The sequence below is a fragment of the Endozoicomonas arenosclerae genome (assembly GCF_001562015.1).
Lineage (GTDB): Bacteria > Pseudomonadota > Gammaproteobacteria > Pseudomonadales > Endozoicomonadaceae > Endozoicomonas_A > Endozoicomonas_A arenosclerae.
This window is the reverse complement of record NZ_LASA01000151.1, coordinates 1-19,544: the sequence shown is the minus strand read 5'-3', so window position 1 is coordinate 19,544 and position 19,544 is coordinate 1. Positions and strand designations below refer to the sequence as shown.

Here is a 19,544-nt window from a genome sequence, read left to right as displayed (position 1 = left end):
CGACTGGTTGCATTGCTCTTTGATACAGTCGCGATAATCTTCTGTTTATGGCTGGCTTTTTATATCCGCCTGGGTATGACTGATTCGTTTACGCGTTATTACCCTGCGTTTATTGTTGCTGTAGCAGTAACCTTGCCTTTTCTGGTTAGAATGGGGCTCTATCGAGCTGTGCTTCGCTATATGGGCTCAGACTCGATTATAGTCATCATTAAGGCATGTTCTTATTCAACAATCTGTTTAATGTTAGCCGGATTTGTTTTTGGTCAGATACACCTTCCTCGTTCTATCCCCTTCATATATTGGCTTTTACTATTGCCGACAATGACAATCTCACGTTATGTAGTTCGCAGTTGGTTATTAGGGGAGTCTATTTCTGATATTTTTCCTGAGTTTTTCCCAAATAAGCAGAACCATTCGCGTCGAGGTATTCCTGTAGCTATATATGGAGCTGGAGCAGCGGGTGTCCAGGTGATGTCGGCTCTGGATAAGGGGATTGAATACCAGCCAGTCGCTTTTCTAGATGATAAAAAGGACAATGCAGGCCGTGCCATTCAAGGAAGGCGCATTTACCGGCCCAAACATTTTGAGCAGATGGTGCAGGAAACTGGGGTGCAGGAGGTGTTACTGGCGATACCCTCTGCAACAAGGCTAAGACGAAAGGAGATAGTTCAAACTCTAGAACAACACGGACTACCTATTCGAACAGTACCTGCCATGTCAGATCTTGCAAGTGGCCGAATGAAAATGCAAGAAATTCAACCTGTTGATATCGGTGATGTGCTGGGTAGGGATGAAGTCGAGCCTAGACACGATCTCTTAGAAAAGTGCATCACTGGTAAAGTGGTTTTGGTCACTGGAGCGGGTGGTTCAATTGGCTCTGAGCTTTGCCGTCAAATTATAAAGCAAAAACCGCTATGCCTTGTTCTTTATGAGCATTGTGAATTCAGTTTGTATTCAGTTGAGCAAGATCTATTAAAAGCTCAGAGTACACTCAATGACTGTAAATCTGTTCAAATTGCAGCAGTTCTTGGCTCTGTAAATAATCCAGAACGTCTGGTAGAGACAATGAGAAGGTTTGTTGTTGATACTGTCTATCATGCTGCAGCATATAAGCATGTTCCGATGGTTGAACATAATATTGAGGAGGGTTTACGGAATAATACTCTTGGGACTCTATATACTGCTCAGGCTGCAATTCTTACTCAAGTTGAGCGATTCGTTCTCATATCTACAGATAAGGCAGTTCGTCCTACCAATGTAATGGGGGCCTCAAAACGATTAGCTGAGATGGCTTTGCAGGCACTGTCTGATGAGCGTAGTGTGAAGTTTTTTCATGCGGAAAAATTTGGCGTTGAATCCGAGACTAATATACCAATTAATACCTGCTTAACTATGGTTCGCTTTGGAAATGTTTTGGGTTCAAGTGGTTCTGTTATACCCGTATTTCGAGAGCAAATTCGTGTTGGTGGGCCTGTGACAGTGACTCATCCTGATATCAATCGTTATTTTATGACAATTCCTGAGGCCGCACTGTTGGTTATTCAAGCAGGTGCTATGGCTGGTGGTGGAGAAGTTTTTGTTCTTGATATGGGGCAGCCCGTTAAGATAGTCAATTTGGCTAGGCGGATGATTAACTTATCAGGTTTGACACTTAAAGATGAAAGTAATCCTGAAGGTGATATTGAAATTTTATACACTGGATTGCGACCAGGGGAAAAACTTTTTGAAGAGTTGTTGATTGGTGATAATGTGACTGGAACCAATCATCCAAAAATCAGTATGGCGATGGAAAGCAAAGAAGGTTGGGTTGATTACCGGTTAGCATTAGAGAGCATTTTTGAAGTGGCCCGAAATAGACGTTTTACTGATCTGAGAAACCAGCTCTCTAGTTATGTAAATGGCTTTTCACCTACATCAGAGGTAGTTGACTGGATGAACCAGACGGATCAGCCTGAACAGCGGCAAGAACGGGAAGTTATCAACTATCATTGATGGCGGATCAATTCATTCTCTGTTTTGTCCTTTTTTGTCTATATTGAATGGCTTACTACGAAAGACATCGGTGAGCCTGATGCAGAATGCCATGAAAAATCTACCTGTTACTGTTGATGAGTATCTTGAGTCGGAGCTGACAGCTCCTGTTAAGAGGGAATATATCAATGGTTATGTCTATGCCATGGTGGGCAGCAGTAGACGGCATAATTTACTTGCGATGAGATTGGGACGTTTGTTGGGAAATCACCTGGAGGGATCGTGCTGTGACGTTTTTGGTTCTGATATGAAAGTCAGAGCAGGGGCGGAAACCGAGGATGTTTTCTTTTACCCTGATGTCATGGTTTCCTGCAATCGTGGCTCAGAAAACCCTTATGTGGAAGAGCAGCCAAAACTGATTATCGAAGTGCTTTCCCGTACAACAGAGCAACATGATCGTTTGACCAAACTTGAGGCTTATACACAGATCCCGACATTGGAAGAGTACGTGCTGGTTTCTCAATACGAGTTTTTGGTGGATGTTTATCGACGTTCGGGTGAACATTGGCAAAGTGAACGACTGGGCGAGCGCGATCGTATTCAGTTGACTTCAGTTGATTTTGAACTCTCTGTGCTGGATGTTTATAAGGACATTATTGGGGTTGTTTAGACGTTGTGCCCCTTAATATGATGTATCACATTGATGGCCAGAACTCGGAATCCATAACCTGATCATAACTCCAGAGGCATTCTGAGGGAAAAGTGGAAGCAGCTCTAGCTCTGTTTCATCTACAGCGTCTTCAATGGCATCTGAATAGGCTTCTGGCAGAATTTCGTTGAGTCCAGGGTTTTTTCTCAAAACTCGTTTGATCTGTTTTCTCTGCTCTTTTATGGTTCTTTTCCAGCTATGCTCGGTTTCTCTCTTTTCTGGTTGGTACTGCCATTTCAACAGGTGCATAAAAAGCACGCAGAACCTTTATTGAAAGGCTCTGTAGTCACTTCGCCCCATGCTTTCTATTTCCTCCAGGATATTCTCCAGGTCCAGCTCGGAAAGTCGTCCTTCACGGATCAGTTGAGCCTGCCGTTCTGTCCAGCTGTAGAAGTCGGTGTCATATAGATCTCTCATTGTTTTACCTGCTTTTTATGACTATGGAAAATACATTCAGTGTACCTCTCCTTTGACTGAAGTTGCGAAGTCAGTAGACAGGGTTCGATTATTGTCATTTTACTGGTCATAAACATGAGATAGCCCAAGGAAGTCAAAATGCTGTCATCAGAATCAACCCGTCAAAAAAGTCGACCGGATTTATAGTACATAGAATTCAGTCACTTGCATCAATGTAAGGGAAAAAGTGGAATTTGTTTGATGACGGGATTTTGGTTTTTCTGAAAAACGGTCTAGAACTGGAAATAACGGTTTCAAAGATTCTTTTGAAATCTCCCTTCTCTGGCAATAAAGGATGTAGTGCCATGAACAAATACTTATCAACAATCGCTCTTACCAGCCTTTTGATGCTCTCTTCAGGCTCTTTCGCCAACAACAAGGACAAAGAGCTGGTCGTAAACGTCAATACAGCTACAGTACAGGAACTGGATGACAAACTCATAGGAGTAGGCAAACGAACGGCTGAGGAAATCGTAAAACACCGTAAAGAACACGGACCTTTCAAAAATATGGATGACCTTGATCAGGTTAAGTTCATTGGTGAAGCTTTTATGAAGAAGAACGAATCCAGAATAGTATTTGAACAATAAGGATTCCCAGATATGGCAAAAAGCCCGTCCACTGTGACGGGCTTTTTTGTATATTGAGCCCTTTCCACAAAACCGATACTCTGGTCTGATTATAGAGATTTGCACAGGAGTCCTACTTTGACCTTCACCTGGATCGACTGGGTCATAGCTGCCATCGTTATTGTTTCTGCATTGATCAGTCTTAAACGTGGCTTCTTCAAAGAGGTTTTATCTCTGCTGACCTGGATTGTTGCGGTTTTTGTCGCCTGGACATTCAATGGGAGTGTGGCCAATTTACTGACTCAGTATGTCGAAACACCTTCTGTTCGCATTATTTCTGCCTCTTTGATGCTTTTTGTTGCCACTTTATTGGTAGGTGGGTTGGTCAACCGGATTTTTGCTGAGTTGGTGGAAGCCACAGGCCTCACAGGCACTGACAGGCTGCTTGGAATGGTATTTGGTGGGTTAAGAGGCTGTCTATTGGTGGTTCTGGTTGTAGGTTTAATGACTTTTGCACCATTAGAGAATGACGAAGCATGGCAAGATTCGGTATTATTGCCGCACTTTTTGCTGCTTGCGGACTGGTCCAAGGAAACTGTGATCCAGTGGGTAGAACCCGTACTGCAAGCAGGGTGAAATTATCTTTAAGAGCTATATCTGAAGAGCTCCGGGAACAGGCAAAATTCCAGGAAGAGCTTTCAGTGAACTCTTGAGAGAAAATGGGCTCTAAAGACCGACATAAGCGCAGAAACTCAGAAATATCTGACTTTCAGGGTAACGTGCCGGAGCTTTGGGGCCGCTGATCAAGCCTGAGGATGTTATAAATGTGTGGAATTGTCGGTATTTCGGCGACAGTGAATGTTAACCAGCTGTTGTTCGATGCGCTGACCGTGCTTCAGCACAGGGGGCAGGACGCAGCTGGAATGGTAACCTTGGGTGGAGATAATTTTTACCTGAGGAAAGATAACGGCCTGGTCCGTGATGTCTTCAGAACCCGGCATATGAAAAAGCTGGTAGGGCACATGGGGATTGCCCATGTCCGTTATCCTACAGCAGGTACATCCAGTTCGGCTGAAGCTCAGCCGTTCTATGTCAATTCTCCCTATGGCATTGCGCTTGCTCATAATGGCAATCTGACTAATGCCGAAAGTATCAAGCAGGAGCTGTTCAAAACAGATCTGCGTCATATCAATACCAGTTCGGATTCAGAGATTCTTCTTAATGTTTTCGCTCATGAGCTGGTTCAGGCTGGTAAGCTGAAGCCTCAACCTGAAGACTTTTTTAAGGCTGTTCGCAGAGTGCATGAACGCTGTGAGGGTGGGTATGCAGTCGTCGCGATGATCAACGGCCATGGCATTATCGGTTTCCGCGACCCCTACGGTATTCGCCCTCTCATCTATGGTAAACGTGAGAGCGAGACGGGCACTGAATACATGATCGCATCCGAGTCTGTTGCCTTGAGTGCGTCTGGTTTTGAAGTGATTCGTGATGTAGAACCGGGTGAAGCGGTATTTATAGACTCACAAAATCAATTGCATACTTTTCAGTGTGTGCAGGGCATTAAACACCCTTGCATGTTCGAGTATGTTTATCTGGCCCGACCAGACTCTATTGTTGATGGAATTCCTGTTTACCAGGCGCACCAGAGAATGGGGCAGATTCTGGCCAACAAAATCCTGAGAGAGTGGCCTGAGCACGACATTGATGTGGTTATGCCTATTCCTGATACCAGCCGTACTTCTGCTTTGGAAATTGCTACCAGATTGGGACTTCCGTACAGGGAAGGTTTTGTTAAGAACCGTTATATTGGCCGTACCTTTATCATGCCAGGTCAGGAAGTTCGGGAGAAATCAGTAAGGCAGAAGCTGAGTGCCATTAAGCAAGAGTTTGAAGGTAAGAACGTTTTGCTGGTTGATGACTCTATTGTTCGAGGTACCACTTGTCAGCAGATCATTGAGATGGCCAGAGACAGTGGCGCCAAGAATGTCTACTTCAGCTCCGCAGCGCCCGCTATTCGCTACCCCAATGTCTATGGCATAGATATGCCAACATCGGAAGAGCTGATAGCCTACGGTCGTACTGATAAGGAAATTGAACAAGAGATCGGTGCTGATCGACTCATTTTCCAGGATCTGGATGATCTCAAAAAGATCGTGTCGTCCCTGAATCCTCAGATTAAAGATTTCGACTGCTCTGTGTTTGATGGCAAGTACATTGCCGGTGGTATCGACAGTGAATACCTAAGCCGTCTTGCTGCCAGCAGAAATGAAGAAACCAGAGCCAATGAGCGAAGCGACTCAATTATTGATCTTCATAATGATGAAGAACTAGCCTGATTTTCTATAAAGCTGGTTGAGTGAAGTTTTATGTCCTTGCCAGGTTATCTGGCAAGGACTAACCTGATTCTGGTTTACTTAGCTAAGGTGCTTCGATGTCAGATTCGCAACAGATAACTGCGGGTATGCATGAGGCCAAGAGTCGGCTTTCAGAGTTAGTCCGGTTAGCTTTGGAAGAAGATGCTGATATTGTCATAACTCAGAGGAACAAACCGGTTATGCGTTTGATTCCTTATGTAGAGCTGCCTCAAAATCGTGGTTTTAGAGTATTGCAGGGGAAGATCGAGATATCGGAAGATTTTGATAAGACGCCTGATGACATCATTGATCAGTTTTATGACCACCCAGATCAATGAAGTACTTACTGGACACTTGTGCTCTTCTTCTCTGGCTGCATGACTCAAAATCCCACAAAGAGAAAATCCAGCGCCGCCAAAAGCTCATCTCGAGATGAAGTTAAATCGCCAGCCGGACTCTTCAGGAAGGTTCTTGATACTGCTGCCAGATTAGGGATTTGTACGATGTATTCCATCTGATCTATTGATACCAGAGGCATCAGTTTTTTTACCCGTCGTTCCACTTTATCAGCCCGAAGTAGTGGAGCAACCACAGCTGTTCTGGTTTCTACCAAGTCGTTTTGAAGTTCTACTACAAAGTCAAATTCGCCTGAAGATGTCTGATAAAGATCAAATTGGCTCATTTTTAAACATAACTCCGTGTTTCTCACCAAAAGTGCCGTGCCGTTCTATAAAGGCATTGTATTCATCCAGAGCTTCTTTATTCTCTTGTTTCCATTGCTCAGTCTTGGACTGTTTAATGCTTTGAATAGCAGCTTCGTTAGCAATCTCTGAAAGGTTTAAATTTAGACGTTTGACGTTCTCCAGAACCTCTTCATCAAGAGAAATACTGGTTCTTGCTTTGGCCATTTCATTGCTCCTTTTCGAACACTGATAGTATTACTAATAGTAGTCAATATCTAGAATAATTCACATCTCTGAAAGCTCATACCTCAAATCCTTCAGTTTTACGCCTACCTCAAGTTCACAGGCCAGAGCTGCCAGTTTCAGGCTCATTAATGCCTGCTCTCTCTGTTTAACTACCTTCCCTGCAGCGCCTTTGGCTTCTTCTTCCATCAAGAAAATATTCTCCAGATTCTGATGTTCCAGAATCAATGAAGTGGCTCCTTTATCCCCTACACCTTGTACACCCGGTACATCTCCAACACCTGCAATGGCCCAGAATTGGGTGAGTTTTTCTGCATTAAAGCCATAAAGGTTTTGTACGCTTTGCCCGTGATAATCAAGTTTTTGAAAATGATCACGCAGAGTAATCTGGGGAGCATCTAACAGCTGTAGAAAAATTCGATCGGTTGAGAGTATAGTTGTTCGAACATTGGCTCTGGATGCTTTGGAGGCGATGGCTGCAATCACATCATCTGCTTCAAGACCTGTCTTTCTAAAAGTCTTAATGCCCATTTTTAGAAATGCCTTATTGAAGTCTCCTAGCCTTTTTCTCAATGGCTCAGGCATAGGCTTTCGTCCCTTCTTGTAATCCGGGTACAGCTCATGTCTCCAGGTAGGAGGATTGCCATCAAATACCATCAGGCAGTGAGAAGGATTGGTTTCCTTGATAGCCCGGTTCAGAGATGAAAGTGTTGCCGATATGGCACCATCCACCTGGCTGTTTTCATCAGGAGCCCTGACAGCGGCATGTACTCTTCGAATCAGGTTAAGGGCATCAATTAAAAGCAAGTGGGGAGACATTCCATTTTTCCTGATCAGTCAGAAGCGGAAACTACGTTTTACAGTCAATCATTCAGGCTTCAAGCCTATCACAAAACAGCGTTCAGTGATTTCTACACGTTTTCAGCTCTGGCTACAGGTTTTATGGGTATTTTTACTGTCAACGGTGGGTTTTTTTCGTTATCTTTGGCATCTTGTCAGCTATCTGGGGCTTGCTGGATCAATGGTCTTTCGAGCTTTATCTCGGAAAATTCAGATTCAAGCATTCCCGGAGCCTTTATGCAGTAGGCTCATGAACCGCCATGAGCGAAGAAAAAATTTTGTTTATCTCCTGTATATGTAATTAGCAGAGCAAAATATTTTTCATGGTGAAAGCCCTGAGCGGTATGGTAAATAGGATCAGAAATGAAAGACAACGACGTGAGTAATCATCAGGACGAATGGGCATTTGAAACCCAGGCTATCAGGACTGGTGTAATCCGCAGTGGTGAAAGAGAACACAGCGAAGCCATTTATCTCACCTCCAGTTTTACTTATGACAGTGCAGCACAGGCTCAGGCTGTTTTTGCCGGCGATGAAGACGGCAATGTTTACTCTCGATACACCAACCCTTCTGTAAAAATGTTTGAAGATCGTATGGCTGCCCTCGAAGGGGGAGAATTGGCCTGTGCAGCGTCTTCAGGTATGGCCGCCATTCTCGGCATGTGCATGGGATTACTGAAAGCCGGTGATCACGTCATCTGTTCTCGCAGTGTTTTTGGTACAACGGTTACTGTCTTTGCCAAGTATCTGGATAAATTTGGTGTTAAAACCACTTTTGTTGACTTCACGGATTATCAGCAGTGGCGTGATGCTATGCGCCCTGAAACTCGCTTATTGTTCCTGGAAACGCCTTCCAATCCACTGGGCGAAGTGGTCGATCTGGAAATAATGGCATCCATCGCTCATGAGAATGATGCACTGTTGATGGTGGACAATTGTTTCTGTACTCCTGCTTTGCAGCAGCCATTAAAGCTGGGTGCTGACATTGTCGTTCATTCCACGACAAAGTTCATTGATGGTCAGGGTCGTTGCATGGGCGGTGTTGCCGTAGGCAGTAAAGAATTGATCAGCGAGATGCACCTCTGGCAGAGAGCTGCCGGAGCGTCTATGAGCCCCTTTAATGCCTGGAACTTCTATAAGTCTCTTGAAACGCTCAGCCTACGAGTAGAAGCTCATTGTCGTAATGCTCTGGCTTTGGCTCAGTGGCTGGAAGAGCATCCTTCTGTTGAAAAGGTCCACTACAGTGGTCTTGAGTCGCATCCAGGACATAGTCTGGCCAAGCGTCAACAGAAAGCTTTTGGCGGGGTTCTGTCCTTTGAAGTAAAAGGTGGCAGAGAGCAGGCCTGGAAAGTGATGGATGCAGTAACCTTTATTTCCAGAACCGCTAATCTGGGCGATACGCGCACGACAATTACTCATCCTGCTACTACCACGCATTGCCGTCTTACGGATGAAGACAAGGCAAGAGCCGGTATCACCGAAAACCTGGTCAGGGTGGCAGTAGGGCTTGAAAATCTGGAAGACCTGAAAGCTGATCTTGAAAAAGGGCTGTCTCAACTTTAATGCAGGCCTGTTTATAGCAGAAATGGACTTCTGCTTGATAGATGCAGAAACGGCTATGATTGTTTCTGCTCTTTGACCGATACAACAACAAGGAAGTCAATGAGCCGCCATGAGCTACTTAAAATAGCCGTGAGCCACATAAAAAGAACAACGGTGTTCCTGCTAATGAATGAAGTCAATCAATGTATTCAGGCTTTGGGTCAAATCCTTCGGGGCAAAGATCAGGAGATCAGGCTTGCCGTCTGTTGCCTGCTGGCCAAAGGTCATTTGTTGATTGAAGATTTGCCTGGAATGGGTAAGACCACCTTGGCTCATGCCCTGGCTCAGGTGATGGGGCTGGGCTATCAGCGAGTTCAGTTCACCAGTGATCTGTTACCGGCGGATATTATTGGAGTCACCGTTTTTGATAAAAATACATCTGCTTTTGAATTCCATTCCGGCCCCGTCTTTTCGCAGTTACTGTTAGCAGATGAAATCAACCGGGCCTCTCCCAGAACCCAGAGTGCTTTGCTCGAGGCCATGGAAGAGCGCCAGGTTTCAGTAGATGGCCATACTCGTATTCTTCCAGAGCCTTTCTTTGTAGTAGCCACTCAAAATCCGGTCTTTCAGGAAGGTACATTTCCTCTTCCAGAGTCTCAGCTTGACCGATTTTTGATGCGGCTAGAGTTAGGCTATCCGGATACCGAGTCTGAAAAAGCCATTCTCAGAGGGGAGGCAGGCAGGAATGAATTAGGTTCATTACCTGAGATTCTGACTGCGGCTCAATTGGTGGAAGCTCAGAATCAAATTCTGTCCATTCATCTGGGTGATATGTTGCTGGATTATGTCATGAGGCTGGTATCAAGCACTCGTGAAGCGGGTTATTTCATTACCGGTTTGTCTCCACGAGCCGGTTTGGCATTGGTGCAGGCGGCTAAGGCATGGGCGTGGATGGATGGTAGAGATTATGTCATACCCGAAGATGTCCAGGCTGTTTTTGTAGCGGTAGCGGATCACCGTTTGAAGGAAAGAGAGCAGGGGAAATCAGTCAGAGAGCTTTTGGCAACCACTCAAGTTATGGGCTGAGTTTTGTCATGAAGACTCTTATGAAGGAAAAAACTGCCTGGGCACGGCGTCGATTTAATCAATGGCTGGATCGACGAATTCCACCCTCAGCACATATAACGCTTGATCAAAAGCGTATCTTCATCTTGCCCACAATCGGTGGGTACATCTGGCTTGCTGTTGCGTTACTGATCTTTATTCTGGCGGCTAACTACGCCAATAGCCTGGCTTTTGGTCTGGCATTTTTTATGATCAGCTTGTTTATGTTATCGATTCTCCATACTTGGAGAAATCTTGCCGGAGTGACTCTGATTTCCAGATCCGCTGAGTCGGGTCATGCTGGGGAGTCAATAGCGGTAAAACTTCAGCTGCAAGCTGGAGAAAAAAGTCGACAGGCTGTTCAGTTAGGTTGGCCAGAGAATGAACAGGTTTGTCTTTCTTTTGATAAAAATCAGGACTGTAATTTAAAAGTTTTGGCCAGGACCCGAGGTTGGTTGCAACCGGGGCGAATGAGGGTAGAGAGTGTTTATCCGTTGGGTTTCTGCAGAGCCTGGAGTTGGGTATTACTGGAGATGAATACTTTAATTTACCCAAGGCCTGATCACTCTCATCCACTGCCGGATAAGCTGGGTGGTGAGGATAACGAGGGGCGACAGGCTCGTTCAGGGCATGATGATTTTGCGGGGTTTCGGCGCTATAAAGAATCGGATTTGGCGGGACACGTTGACTGGAAAGGGTTTGCCAGAACCAATGAGTTGAATACCAAGCTCTTTGAAGAACCTGTTGGTAATCAGGTCTCTTTATCGTTCGTGCAGACTCCAGGTGTCGATATTGAAGAGAAACTGTCTGTACTCACCGGTTGGTGTTTGTCGTGTGAGTCCGATCAGAGACCTTATAGTCTGATCTTACCCGGGTTAGAAATACCAACTGGAATCGGGTCACAGCATTTACAGAGATGCCTTGAAGCTTTAGCTCTTTATGCTCTTGAACCAAACAGACAGGGAGATCGTCATCATGCATGATCTTCCAGTCAGCAGGGCATCAACCCTTTGGTTGATTGCCGCTTTGTTAATGGTGCTGCTTCCTGTTTGGCAGCAAGTTCCTGCGGTTATCACACTATTGGGTTGTTTATCCGCCGGTTGGCGCGTGACTATATTATTGGGTAGAGGGCAATGGCCTCCTTTCTGGTTGAGGGCTGGGTTAATTCTTTTAGCGCTGGTCACAGTATTTGTCAGCTTCAAACCATTGATCTCACTGGAGTCCTCAGTTTCAGTTCTGGCAGCGGGCTATGCCCTGAAATTACTGGAAATGAAAAGCAGGCGAGACGCTCTGGTGGTGGTGTATATTGGCTACTTCCTGGTGGCGACGGCTGTTTTATTTTCTCAAACACTTTTGCAAACACTCTACCTGGTTTTTTGTCTGGTTGTACTCATTGCCGCTCAACAGGCCATGTTCCGAAGGTCGGCTTCTATTCCAGTAAAGTCGAGTATTCAGTTTGCTGGTAGTTTGGCATTGCAGGCAGCCCCTTTAACCATTCTTCTCTTTATACTTGTGCCTAGAATTGGCCCCTTGTGGTCTGTGCCACTGCCTGATAACAGTGCCAGAACAGGCCTTACCGATGCAATGACACCCGGGGATATAGCACGACTCAGTCGTTCAGATGAACTGGTTTTCAGAGCTCGATTCAAAGAAGATGTTCCTCCACCAAGACAAAGGTATTGGCGAGCCGTTGTGCTGGACCAGTTTGATGGCGAAACATGGCGGCAGACAGATAAAAGCTTTTCAGTGCCGGGTGGTCAATCCGGAAACTGGATAAGCCGGGAGCCAGAAAACAAGGGTTGGTGGTTGAATCGTCAGACTGAATATCAGTACGAAGTGATGATGGAGCCGACGGGTAAACCCTGGTTGTACACTCTGGGGCCCGTCGGAAGTGTGGTGGAGAACAGTTTTTTCTATCGCAGTATGAGGTTGGCAGCAGATCAGCCGGTAGAGACACGCTACCTATACTCTCTGGATGGAACCAGGCCTCTATCTCGTTCAATTACAATGCCTGATTGGTTGAAAGAATTGAATGTTCAGTTGCCTGAATCAGGAAATGAAAGAAGCGGTCAATTAGCTAAAGAGTTGTTTTCGCAGTCGTCTCACGACCCCGTTAAAATGGCCGGGCGTGTACTTTCTTTGTTTCGAAACGATGAGTTTTACTACACTCTCTCTCCTCCACTCTATAGTCAGTCATCGTCCATCGATCAGTTTTTATTTGAAGGGCAAAGAGGCTTCTGTGCTCATTATGCTGGAGCCTTTACCTACATGATGAGATCTGTAGGCATTCCAGCAAGAGTCATTGGCGGCTATCAGGGCGGCGAGTACAAGGAAGACGAAAACCTGATTCAGGTTCGACAGTTTGATGCTCATGCCTGGGTAGAGATCTGGGTGGCAGGGCAGGGTTGGTTAAGGTTTGATCCTACTGCTGCGGTTTCACCCCAAAGGATTGAGTCTGGTTTGGAGGCTGCTGTAGGGGGTTCTGAAGTATTCCTGCCTGACAATCCTCTTTCACTCTACCGGTATCGTCAGCTGAGTGTATTGAATTCATTGCGTCTGGCCTTTGAGAAGGCTGAATACCAATGGCAGAGGTCTGTCGTTAATTACAAACAGGATGAGCAGGAAGCCTTTCTCAGGGAGCTGTTGGGTAACAAGGATTTCTATTGGCGACAGGGCGTTGCTTTGTCAGCGGGAATAGCTCTGATTTTAGCTTTACTGTCTTTGACCTTGCTTTATAGGCGACAGAAGCTGTCTCCGTTGAAGAAGTATTATCAAGCCTTTTGCCGGAAAATGGCGCGTCGTGGTTTTACGCCTGAATCCGGTGAAGCTGAGTTAAGTTTTGCTCGAAGAGTGGCTGAGATGGATAAGGAAATTGCCGAACCTGTGATGGCATTTGCAAGACTCTATGTAAAAGCGGCTTATCAGGAGAAAGCCGTTGATGAGAAGCTTTTCAGGTACTGTCTTTCAAAACTCTGATGGTTATTTGTGTTCTTTAGGTGTTGGTGTTTTCTGGCTTAGATAGTCGTTGATGTGACGTTGTATCTGTTGTCCCTCTTCAGTCCCCGGGCAAACCAGAAAGACTTTAGGAGGGTGGGTTGGATGATTGTGGCTACTCATGTAACGGCTGACAGCAACGCACGCAATTTTTGCTGCTCTGTCTGCGGAGAAATTTAAGCCGGTACTGAGTATGGGTAGAGCTATGCTGGTGAGCCCTTTTCGGTGAGCGGCTTCAATACTGGACTGATAGGCGTTGATGAGTTCGGTATTTATATTCTTTGAGTCATTGGCTGGAATGACCGTATGGATCATATGGCTGAAGCCGTGGGCTTTCAGTGCTGGGTTGGGAGAGATTGCGGCCAGGCCAGGCTTTAATTTCTTGATATTGTCGAGAAAGCTTTTTCTGGCTAGGCCAGGGTCTATTATGGATAACCGATTCAAAAGCTCGGTTTCCTGTTTTGATCCTCGGATGGTGTAAGGGCAGGCGATTGCCTGCACTGGCTCTTTACGAGCTTCATTCATTCGGATGATATCACCCGACAACAAAAAAACATCTTTATCCAGCAAATCATTGGCAGGGCGGCGTACATTAGATGGAGCCGTGGTGTTCACTTCTGGCTCTGGATTGAGCAGTAATTGCAGGGGGCGGGCATAGTCGGTCAGTTCGTGCAGCTGTTCAGCTGGAAGTTCCAGTGTCAGGCAATGAAGGACGGCAGGCCAGTTTCCGGCAATCGTCTGGTTTACCAGTGTGGAGCAGGCTTTCATTTGTTTAAAGCTACCATTGGCATCTTGATAAACTGCCGACTGAAGGTCCTTGGCTCGTGCCAGAAGTTGATTTTGAAAGGCTCTGATAAGATCGGATTGATTTGCAAAAGCGGCAGGTTCCAGACCAATTCGGGTGAAATCCTCTTTTGATTCGATAGCTGCTCTGCCAACCTGATTCTGAAGGTTGTTGTTTCTGGCAATTTTTCGTTGGCTCAGCCCCGCGTAAGGATTGTCGCCTCTGGCCCTGGCTTCTTGAAGCAGGGCGTCAGGATCCTCAAGTACCCGGGTTTTCCGGTTCCAGGTGAAGGCTGAGCGGATGGTGTGTTTTACCCAGCTTTTGAAAATCTGCCAGTTGGATGCTGAACTGACCGAATCAGGCGTTGGAGTCATTCTTAAGCCAGAAAATCTACCGATAGTTTTCAGTATAAACAGCTCGTCACTGAAACCCTGCTGCCTGACTCTATCTATGGCCGAATGGTGCAAGATAAGGCTGGTTGACCTCTTTTATGGATTTAACTGCCGGTTTTCTGACTGAGAAGGTTTCTTTCTTGGTAGGCAGCGTCAAGGCTTCGGCTGATCAGGTTCTTTTCCTGGCGATGTAAAACCCCTGATAGGTGGCAGTGAGAACGCCATTGGAGTGTATCTCAATCTCTACATCCAGCTTTCCGTTGCGGCCTTCTTGGAGGCGTTCCTGAAAATCATCTGGAATGGTGGCAGTGCATGTGGCTGTGAAGTGTCCAGTAACGGGTGCGTGGAACTTCATCGTCTGATCCACAATCATGGCTTCGGGCTCATCAAGGACCGTTTTTGCGTGGATCATAGTGTAGGTCCATCCGCAAATGGTGGCCAGAGCGCCAATACTGCCGCCAAAACCCGTACCTTTATCGTTTATGTTGGGTTCCAGTGGGCAACTCATTGTCAGAATGCCCCTGTCAAAATCATCAAACTGCAATTGCATTTGTTGAAGCAGCGGAATGTTATTGAGAATCCACTCCTGAAATTCCGGGGTGAGTCTGGGGGTATTTATTTTTCTGCCCTCTTAAAAGTCTTGATGAAAAAAATCCCCGCAAAAGCGAGGATTTTTTGAGTGCTATTCAGTCAACTGATCAGCTTGCTTTCGCAATGATGTCGTCGGCTGCTTTCTGATAAGACTCAACCTGATCAAAGTTCAGGTAACGGTATACTTCGCTGGACATGGAGTCCAGGTTCTGGGCGTATTCCATGTACTCGTCTGCACTTGGAATTTTACCCAAAATTGCGCCAACAGAAGCCAGTTCTGCAGAGCACAGGTATACGTTGGCACCATCACCCAGACGGTTCGGGAAGTTACGGGTAGAAGTGGACAGTACAGTAGCGCCTGGTTCTACACGTGCCTGGTTACCCATACACAGGGAGCAGCCCGGAATTTCTGTACGAACACCACTGTTCTGGTAGATGTTGTAGTAACCTTCTTCTTCCAGTTGCGCCTTATCCATCTTGGTAGGAGGAGACATCCAGAAGCGGGTTTGCAGAGGATCCTTGTTCTGCTCCAACAGTTTACCGGCAGCACGGAAGTGACCGATGTTGGTCATGCAGGAACCCAGGAATACTTCGTCAACCTTATCGCCCGCGACATCAGACAGTGTACGAGCGTCGTCTGGATCGTTAGGAGCACACAGGATAGGCTCTTTGATTTCAGACAGGTCAATCTCGATGACTTCAGCGTATTGAGCGTCAGAATCTGCACGCATCATGGCAGGATTAGCCAGCCACTCTTCCATCTTGCGAGCACGGCGCTCCAGAGTACGGGGGTCGCCGTAGCCTTCACTGATCATCCAGCGCAGCATGGTCACGTTGGACTTCAGGTACTCAGTGATGGACTCTTCGGACAGAGTGATTGTACAACCAGCAGCAGAACGTTCAGCGGAAGCGTCGGACAGTTCGAATGCCTGTTCTACGGTCAGACTTTCCAGACCTTCGATTTCCAGGATGCGACCGGAGAAAGCGTTTTTCTTGCCTTTCTTCTCAACGGTCAGCAGGCCTTGCTTGATACCGTAAAGAGGAATGGCGTGTACCAGATCACGCAGAGTGATACCCGGTTGCATCTCACCTTTAAATCGAACCAGAATGGATTCTGGCATATCCAGAGGCATTACGCCGGTAGCCGCTGCGAAAGCCACCAGACCGGAACCTGCTGGGAAGGAAATACCCAGAGGGAAACGGGTGTGGGAATCACCACCGGTACCTACGGTATCAGGCAGCAGCATACGGTTCAGCCAGCTGTGGATGATGCCGTCACCTGGACGCAAAGCTACACCGCCTCGGTTCATGATGAAGTCTGGCAGAGTGTGGTGAGTTTCAACGTCAACAGGCTTTGGATAAGCTGCGGTGTGGCAGAAGGACTGCATAACCAGATCGGAAGAGAAGCCCAGGCAAGCCAGGTCTTTTAGTTCGTCACGGGTCATAGGGCCAGTAGTGTCCTGAGAGCCTACTGTGGTCATTTTCGGTTCACAGTAAGTACCTGGGCGAACACCTTCTACGCCACAAGCCTTGCCGACCATTTTCTGAGCCAGCGTAAAGCCTTTGTCACTTTCTTCTGGGGAAACTGGACGACGGAAAATCTCTGAATGACCCAGGCCCAGAGCTTCACGTGCACGATCCGTCAGACCACGACCAATGATCAGGTTGATACGGCCACCAGCCTGTACTTCGTCCAGAATAACGTCGGACTTGAAACCAAACTCAGACAGAACTTCGCCGGACTCGGACAGAATTTTGCCGTCGTAAGGACGGATTTCGATAACGTCGCCCATGCCCAGTTTTTCAACAGGGGCTTCGAAAACCAGTGCGCCAGCGTCTTCCATCGTGTTGAAGAAGATAGGCGCAACTTTACCGCCGATGCAGATACCGCCAGCACGCTTGTTTGGCACACCAGGCATATCATCGCCGAAGAACCACAGAACAGAGTTGGTAGCGGACTTACGGGAAGAACCGGTACCGACTACGTCACCGACAAAAGCAACGGGCAGGCCTTTGGCTTTGATTTCGTCGATTTGCTTCAGAGGACCGGTCACACCGTGCTCTTCAGGCTCCAGTCCGCCGCGGGTCATTTTGTACATGGCGCGAGCATGAACCGGGATGTCTGGACGGGACCAGGCATCAGGAGCAGGAGACAGGTCGTCTGTGTTGGTTTCGCCAGAAACTTTGAAGACAGCAACTTTGATGCTTTCCTGAACAGCGTCACGTTTGGTGAACCATTCAGCGTCAGCCCAGGACTTTAGTACGGCGGAAGCGTGGCTGTTGCCCGCTTTGGCTTTTTCTTCAATGTCGTGGAAGGCGTCAAAGACCAGCAGGGTGTTTTTCAGCTGCTCTGCTGCCAGTTCAGCCAGCTTGGTGCTGTCCAGCAGTTCAACCAGAGTCTCAATGTTGTAACCACCCAGCATCATGCCAAGCAGTTCAACTGCTTTTTTGTTATCCAGCAGTGGGGATACCGCTTCGCCCTTGACGACAGCAGAAAGAAATCCAGCTTTAACATAAGCGGCTTCATCTACGCCAGGTGGGATGCGGTTTTCCAGCAGGTCCAGCAGATATTCTTCTTCACCGGCAGGTGGGTTTTTCAGCAACTCTACCAGTCCGGTTACTTGCTCGGCGCTTAGTGGTTTAGGTGGGACACCTTCTGCTGCACGCTCTTCGACATGTTTTCTGTAGGCTTCTAGCACGGATCTACCCTCATCATCTGTGCGGCCTGTCCGGTCACCGTCCCTGATACTTCTGCAGTGGTTGGTCGGACAGTTGCAGATGTTCCTGTGGTGAATGTCAGTCCTGCACACTATGGCTGGGCGGGTGAAGAAGAAAGCCCTGTCGAGTTTTCCTGTTCCTCCTCCAGAACAAGAGTTCACTGTTAAAAGCTTTCATGCCCATGACGATCAGTGCAGGCATCTGTATACCGGTGGGAATTATTCTGTACAGGTTGGCAGTGAAAAAACTGCAACCTTTGATTCATCAGCCAGCCGGTGGCGCGGGCAGTATAGCGGATAGCGTTATTCAAGTTAAGTGCATCCCGTAATCTTGGGCATAAATTTGGTGAATAATGGTCGAACGGGTCGTAAATCCCATTCTCAAGCTGGTTTTGCTCGTATCCGGGAGATCTTTTCCGCAAGAAGAGGGCGCTATTGACTACGATGATTATTCACCAAAATGACTAATTTAACTGAATTAAGTCGGCAGTATAGTCAGACTCGTTTCCTAAAGGCAGGGGCTCTGGATAATGAAGCATTATGATGTCGTAGTCGTAGGTATGGGGGTTATGGGTTGTGCTGCTGCAGCCCGACTGGTTCAGGCGGGTCTCAAAGTGCTCTGTCTGGAGCAGTATGAGCTTGGAAATACCTTCAACAGTTCCCATGGCCAGACACGTCTAATCAGGCTTTCTTATTTTGAAGATCCTCTTTACGTGCCATTGCTTAAAGAGGCTTTGGGCGACTGGCAGGACATTAATCGGGTTGCCGGAGAAAAAGTGCTTTCTCTGAATGGCTTACTGATTGCTGGAGACAGACAAAGCAGTCCAGTACTGAACGGCGTTCTTCAGAGTGCTTCTCAATTTCGGCTTGAAGTAGAAGAATTGACAGTTAATGAGTGTGGTCAGAGAGCGCCGGGCATGAAAGTACCTGCCAACTGGACAGGGTTGTTGGACAAACAGGCGGGTTTTCTGGATCTGGATAAATCTCTGCGGTACTTCATTGATGCAGTGAGAAGCGGTTCTGGTCAGATTCTCGAAAATACGGTGATGGAATCATTCAGGGAGCAATCCGATAGGGTTGAAGTAAAAACAAGTCGTGGCGTTTTTACCTGTGACAAAATAGTTCTCACTGCGGGCTCATGGCTGAACCGAATCACGGGTGAGCAGTATCCTCTTGAAGTGGAAATGAATCTTCAATATTGGTTCAAGGCTAAGAAACCTGAAAACCTGCCAGGTAATGCTCCAGCCTTTGCTTTTGATACTGAGAATGGCTTTTATTACGGCATACCTCAGTATGGTCCTGAAGGACTGGTTAAGTTTGCAAAACATAGAAGTGGCTTTATATTGCAGGAGCCCGAGCAGCTAGGGAACCTGCGAATAAGTCCCTGATCATGAGATAATAATCTCAGCAGCTTGATCAGAGGTAGTCATGGACCAACAACTCTCTTTTTCCGACAGTGAATTCAGCCAGAAGCGACGCAGAACTCGTAGGGAAATTTTTCTTGAAAGAATGGAGGTTCTGATTCCATGGAAACGCTTAGAGGCCGTAATCGAGCCCTATTACCCTAAGCGTGGCAACGGAAGACCTCCTTATCC

The 19,544-nt window shown here is 46.8% G+C and carries 19 protein-coding genes and 1 pseudogene; 13 read left to right on the top strand and 7 right to left on the bottom strand.

From position 1 onward, the window contains the following. Positions 1 to 12: 12 nt before the first annotated feature. A complete protein-coding gene (locus WG89_RS23125) occupies positions 13 to 1,992 on the top strand; it encodes a polysaccharide biosynthesis protein (RefSeq protein ID WP_245662965.1) in 1,980 nt (659 codons plus the stop codon). Between the two features lie 91 nt (positions 1,993 to 2,083). After that, positions 2,084 to 2,641 carry a Uma2 family endonuclease gene (locus tag WG89_RS23120; RefSeq protein ID WP_172806901.1) on the top strand — a complete coding sequence of 186 codons (558 nt, stop codon included), beginning with the start codon at positions 2,084 to 2,086 and terminating at the stop codon, positions 2,639 to 2,641. Between the two features lie 12 nt (positions 2,642 to 2,653). Here the strand turns inward: WG89_RS23120 and WG89_RS32305 are convergent. After that, positions 2,654 to 3,097, bottom strand: a pseudogene (locus WG89_RS32305) (DUF29 domain-containing protein). 344 nt (positions 3,098 to 3,441) lie between these two features. Here WG89_RS32305 and WG89_RS23110 point away from each other — a divergent pair. The 4 genes from WG89_RS23110 to WG89_RS23095 all read left to right on the top strand — a co-directional run bounded on the left by WG89_RS23110 (position 3,442) and on the right by WG89_RS23095 (position 6,397). Continuing rightward, entirely contained in the window at positions 3,442 to 3,726 is a 285-nt protein-coding gene (locus WG89_RS23110; protein WP_153301775.1) for a ComEA family DNA-binding protein, read from the top strand. Positions 3,727 to 3,843: 117 nt separating this feature from the next. After that, positions 3,844 to 4,341 (top strand): CvpA family protein, encoded by a 498-nt coding sequence (locus WG89_RS23105; protein WP_062270070.1) that lies wholly within the window; start codon positions 3,844 to 3,846, stop codon positions 4,339 to 4,341. Positions 4,342 to 4,529: 188 nt separating this feature from the next. After that, positions 4,530 to 6,041, top strand: coding sequence for an amidophosphoribosyltransferase (purF, locus tag WG89_RS23100; protein ID WP_062270069.1), 1,512 nt, complete (start codon positions 4,530 to 4,532; stop codon positions 6,039 to 6,041). Positions 6,042 to 6,136: 95 nt separating this feature from the next. Then, a complete protein-coding gene (locus tag WG89_RS23095; protein ID WP_079254003.1) occupies positions 6,137 to 6,397 on the top strand; it encodes a type II toxin-antitoxin system Phd/YefM family antitoxin in 261 nt (86 codons plus the stop codon). Positions 6,398 to 6,441: 44 nt separating this feature from the next. Here the strand turns inward: WG89_RS23095 and WG89_RS23090 are convergent, their stop codons facing one another. From WG89_RS23090 to WG89_RS23080, 3 genes are read right to left on the bottom strand one after another with little or no spacing between them, the layout of a single operon-like run. Beyond that, entirely contained in the window at positions 6,442 to 6,741 is a 300-nt protein-coding gene (locus tag WG89_RS23090; protein ID WP_062270067.1) for a CcdB family protein, read from the bottom strand. Next, positions 6,728 to 6,967: a type II toxin-antitoxin system CcdA family antitoxin gene (locus WG89_RS23085; protein ID WP_062270066.1), complete on the bottom strand. Its 240-nt coding sequence runs from the start codon at positions 6,965 to 6,967 to the stop codon at positions 6,728 to 6,730. The genes WG89_RS23090 and WG89_RS23085 overlap by 14 nt, the downstream gene beginning before the upstream one ends. Before the next feature lie 60 nt (positions 6,968 to 7,027). Further along, a complete protein-coding gene (locus tag WG89_RS23080) occupies positions 7,028 to 7,804 on the bottom strand; it encodes a 5'-3' exonuclease H3TH domain-containing protein (protein WP_062270065.1) in 777 nt (258 codons plus the stop codon). Between the two features lie 384 nt (positions 7,805 to 8,188). Here WG89_RS23080 and WG89_RS23070 point away from each other — a divergent pair, with 384 nt between their 5' ends. The 4 genes from WG89_RS23070 to WG89_RS23055 all read left to right on the top strand — a co-directional run bounded on the left by WG89_RS23070 (position 8,189) and on the right by WG89_RS23055 (position 13,447). Continuing rightward, complete coding sequence (locus WG89_RS23070; protein ID WP_062270063.1) at positions 8,189 to 9,388, top strand: O-succinylhomoserine sulfhydrylase; 1,200 nt, start codon at positions 8,189 to 8,191, stop codon at positions 9,386 to 9,388. Between the two features lie 99 nt (positions 9,389 to 9,487). Then, a complete protein-coding gene (locus tag WG89_RS23065; protein WP_342669273.1) occupies positions 9,488 to 10,453 on the top strand; it encodes an AAA family ATPase in 966 nt (321 codons plus the stop codon). 20 nt (positions 10,454 to 10,473) lie between these two features. Further along, a complete protein-coding gene (locus WG89_RS23060; RefSeq protein ID WP_172806900.1) occupies positions 10,474 to 11,454 on the top strand; it encodes a DUF58 domain-containing protein in 981 nt (326 codons plus the stop codon). Next, positions 11,447 to 13,447: a transglutaminase TgpA family protein gene (locus tag WG89_RS23055; protein ID WP_062270060.1), complete on the top strand. Its 2,001-nt coding sequence runs from the start codon at positions 11,447 to 11,449 to the stop codon at positions 13,445 to 13,447. Before WG89_RS23060 ends, WG89_RS23055 begins: the two co-directional genes overlap by 8 nt. Before the next feature lie 3 nt (positions 13,448 to 13,450). On the opposite strand, the gene WG89_RS23050 is transcribed toward WG89_RS23055, so the two are convergent. The 3 genes from WG89_RS23050 to acnB all read right to left on the bottom strand — a co-directional run bounded on the left by WG89_RS23050 (position 13,451) and on the right by acnB (position 17,931). After that, positions 13,451 to 14,623, bottom strand: a complete 1,173-nt coding sequence (locus WG89_RS23050) for a macro domain-containing protein (RefSeq protein WP_062270059.1) — start codon at positions 14,621 to 14,623, stop codon at positions 13,451 to 13,453. A 187-nt stretch (positions 14,624 to 14,810) separates the two neighbouring features. Further along, complete coding sequence (locus tag WG89_RS23045; protein WP_281177721.1) at positions 14,811 to 15,260, bottom strand: YiiD C-terminal domain-containing protein; 450 nt, start codon at positions 15,258 to 15,260, stop codon at positions 14,811 to 14,813. A 79-nt stretch (positions 15,261 to 15,339) separates the two neighbouring features. Beyond that, a complete protein-coding gene (gene acnB, locus WG89_RS23040) occupies positions 15,340 to 17,931 on the bottom strand; it encodes a bifunctional aconitate hydratase 2/2-methylisocitrate dehydratase (protein WP_062270082.1) in 2,592 nt (863 codons plus the stop codon). Between the two features lie 94 nt (positions 17,932 to 18,025). Between acnB and WG89_RS31325 the strand changes: the two genes are divergently transcribed. From WG89_RS31325 to WG89_RS32300, 3 genes are all read left to right on the top strand, one after another. Beyond that, positions 18,026 to 18,250: a hypothetical protein gene (locus WG89_RS31325; protein ID WP_172806899.1), complete on the top strand. Its 225-nt coding sequence runs from the start codon at positions 18,026 to 18,028 to the stop codon at positions 18,248 to 18,250. Positions 18,251 to 18,479: 229 nt separating this feature from the next. Continuing rightward, positions 18,480 to 19,337 carry an FAD-dependent oxidoreductase gene (locus WG89_RS23030; protein WP_062270056.1) on the top strand — a complete coding sequence of 286 codons (858 nt, stop codon included), beginning with the start codon at positions 18,480 to 18,482 and terminating at the stop codon, positions 19,335 to 19,337. Positions 19,338 to 19,377: 40 nt separating this feature from the next. Further along, positions 19,378 to 19,544: transposase (locus tag WG89_RS32300; protein ID WP_062260605.1), on the top strand; the 167-nt coding region annotated here is incomplete at its 3' end.

What these genes read in the sequence shown, in the direction of transcription:
- WG89_RS23120 (WP_172806901.1), top strand. Translation starts at nt 2,084, where the DNA reads ATGAAAAATCTACCTGTTACTGTTGATGAGTATCTTGAGTCGGAGCTG.
- WG89_RS23110 (WP_153301775.1), top strand. Translation starts at nt 3,442, where the DNA reads ATGAACAAATACTTATCAACAATCGCTCTTACCAGCCTTTTGATGCTC.
- purF (WP_062270069.1), top strand. Translation starts at nt 4,530, where the DNA reads ATGTGTGGAATTGTCGGTATTTCGGCGACAGTGAATGTTAACCAGCTG.
- WG89_RS23095 (WP_079254003.1), top strand. Translation starts at nt 6,137, where the DNA reads ATGTCAGATTCGCAACAGATAACTGCGGGTATGCATGAGGCCAAGAGT.
- WG89_RS23090 (WP_062270067.1), bottom strand. Translation starts at nt 6,741, where the DNA reads ATGAGCCAATTTGATCTTTATCAGACATCTTCAGGCGAATTTGACTTT.
- WG89_RS23085 (WP_062270066.1), bottom strand. Translation starts at nt 6,967, where the DNA reads ATGGCCAAAGCAAGAACCAGTATTTCTCTTGATGAAGAGGTTCTGGAG.
- WG89_RS23080 (WP_062270065.1), bottom strand. Translation starts at nt 7,804, where the DNA reads ATGTCTCCCCACTTGCTTTTAATTGATGCCCTTAACCTGATTCGAAGA.
- WG89_RS23070 (WP_062270063.1), top strand. Translation starts at nt 8,189, where the DNA reads ATGAAAGACAACGACGTGAGTAATCATCAGGACGAATGGGCATTTGAA.
- WG89_RS23065 (WP_342669273.1), top strand. Translation starts at nt 9,488, where the DNA reads ATGAGCCGCCATGAGCTACTTAAAATAGCCGTGAGCCACATAAAAAGA.
- WG89_RS23060 (WP_172806900.1), top strand. Translation starts at nt 10,474, where the DNA reads ATGAAGGAAAAAACTGCCTGGGCACGGCGTCGATTTAATCAATGGCTG.
- WG89_RS23055 (WP_062270060.1), top strand. Translation starts at nt 11,447, where the DNA reads ATGCATGATCTTCCAGTCAGCAGGGCATCAACCCTTTGGTTGATTGCC.
- WG89_RS23050 (WP_062270059.1), bottom strand. Translation starts at nt 14,623, where the DNA reads ATGACTCCAACGCCTGATTCGGTCAGTTCAGCATCCAACTGGCAGATT.
- WG89_RS31325 (WP_172806899.1), top strand. Translation starts at nt 18,026, where the DNA reads ATGTCAGTCCTGCACACTATGGCTGGGCGGGTGAAGAAGAAAGCCCTG.
- WG89_RS23030 (WP_062270056.1), top strand. Translation starts at nt 18,480, where the DNA reads ATGAAGCATTATGATGTCGTAGTCGTAGGTATGGGGGTTATGGGTTGT.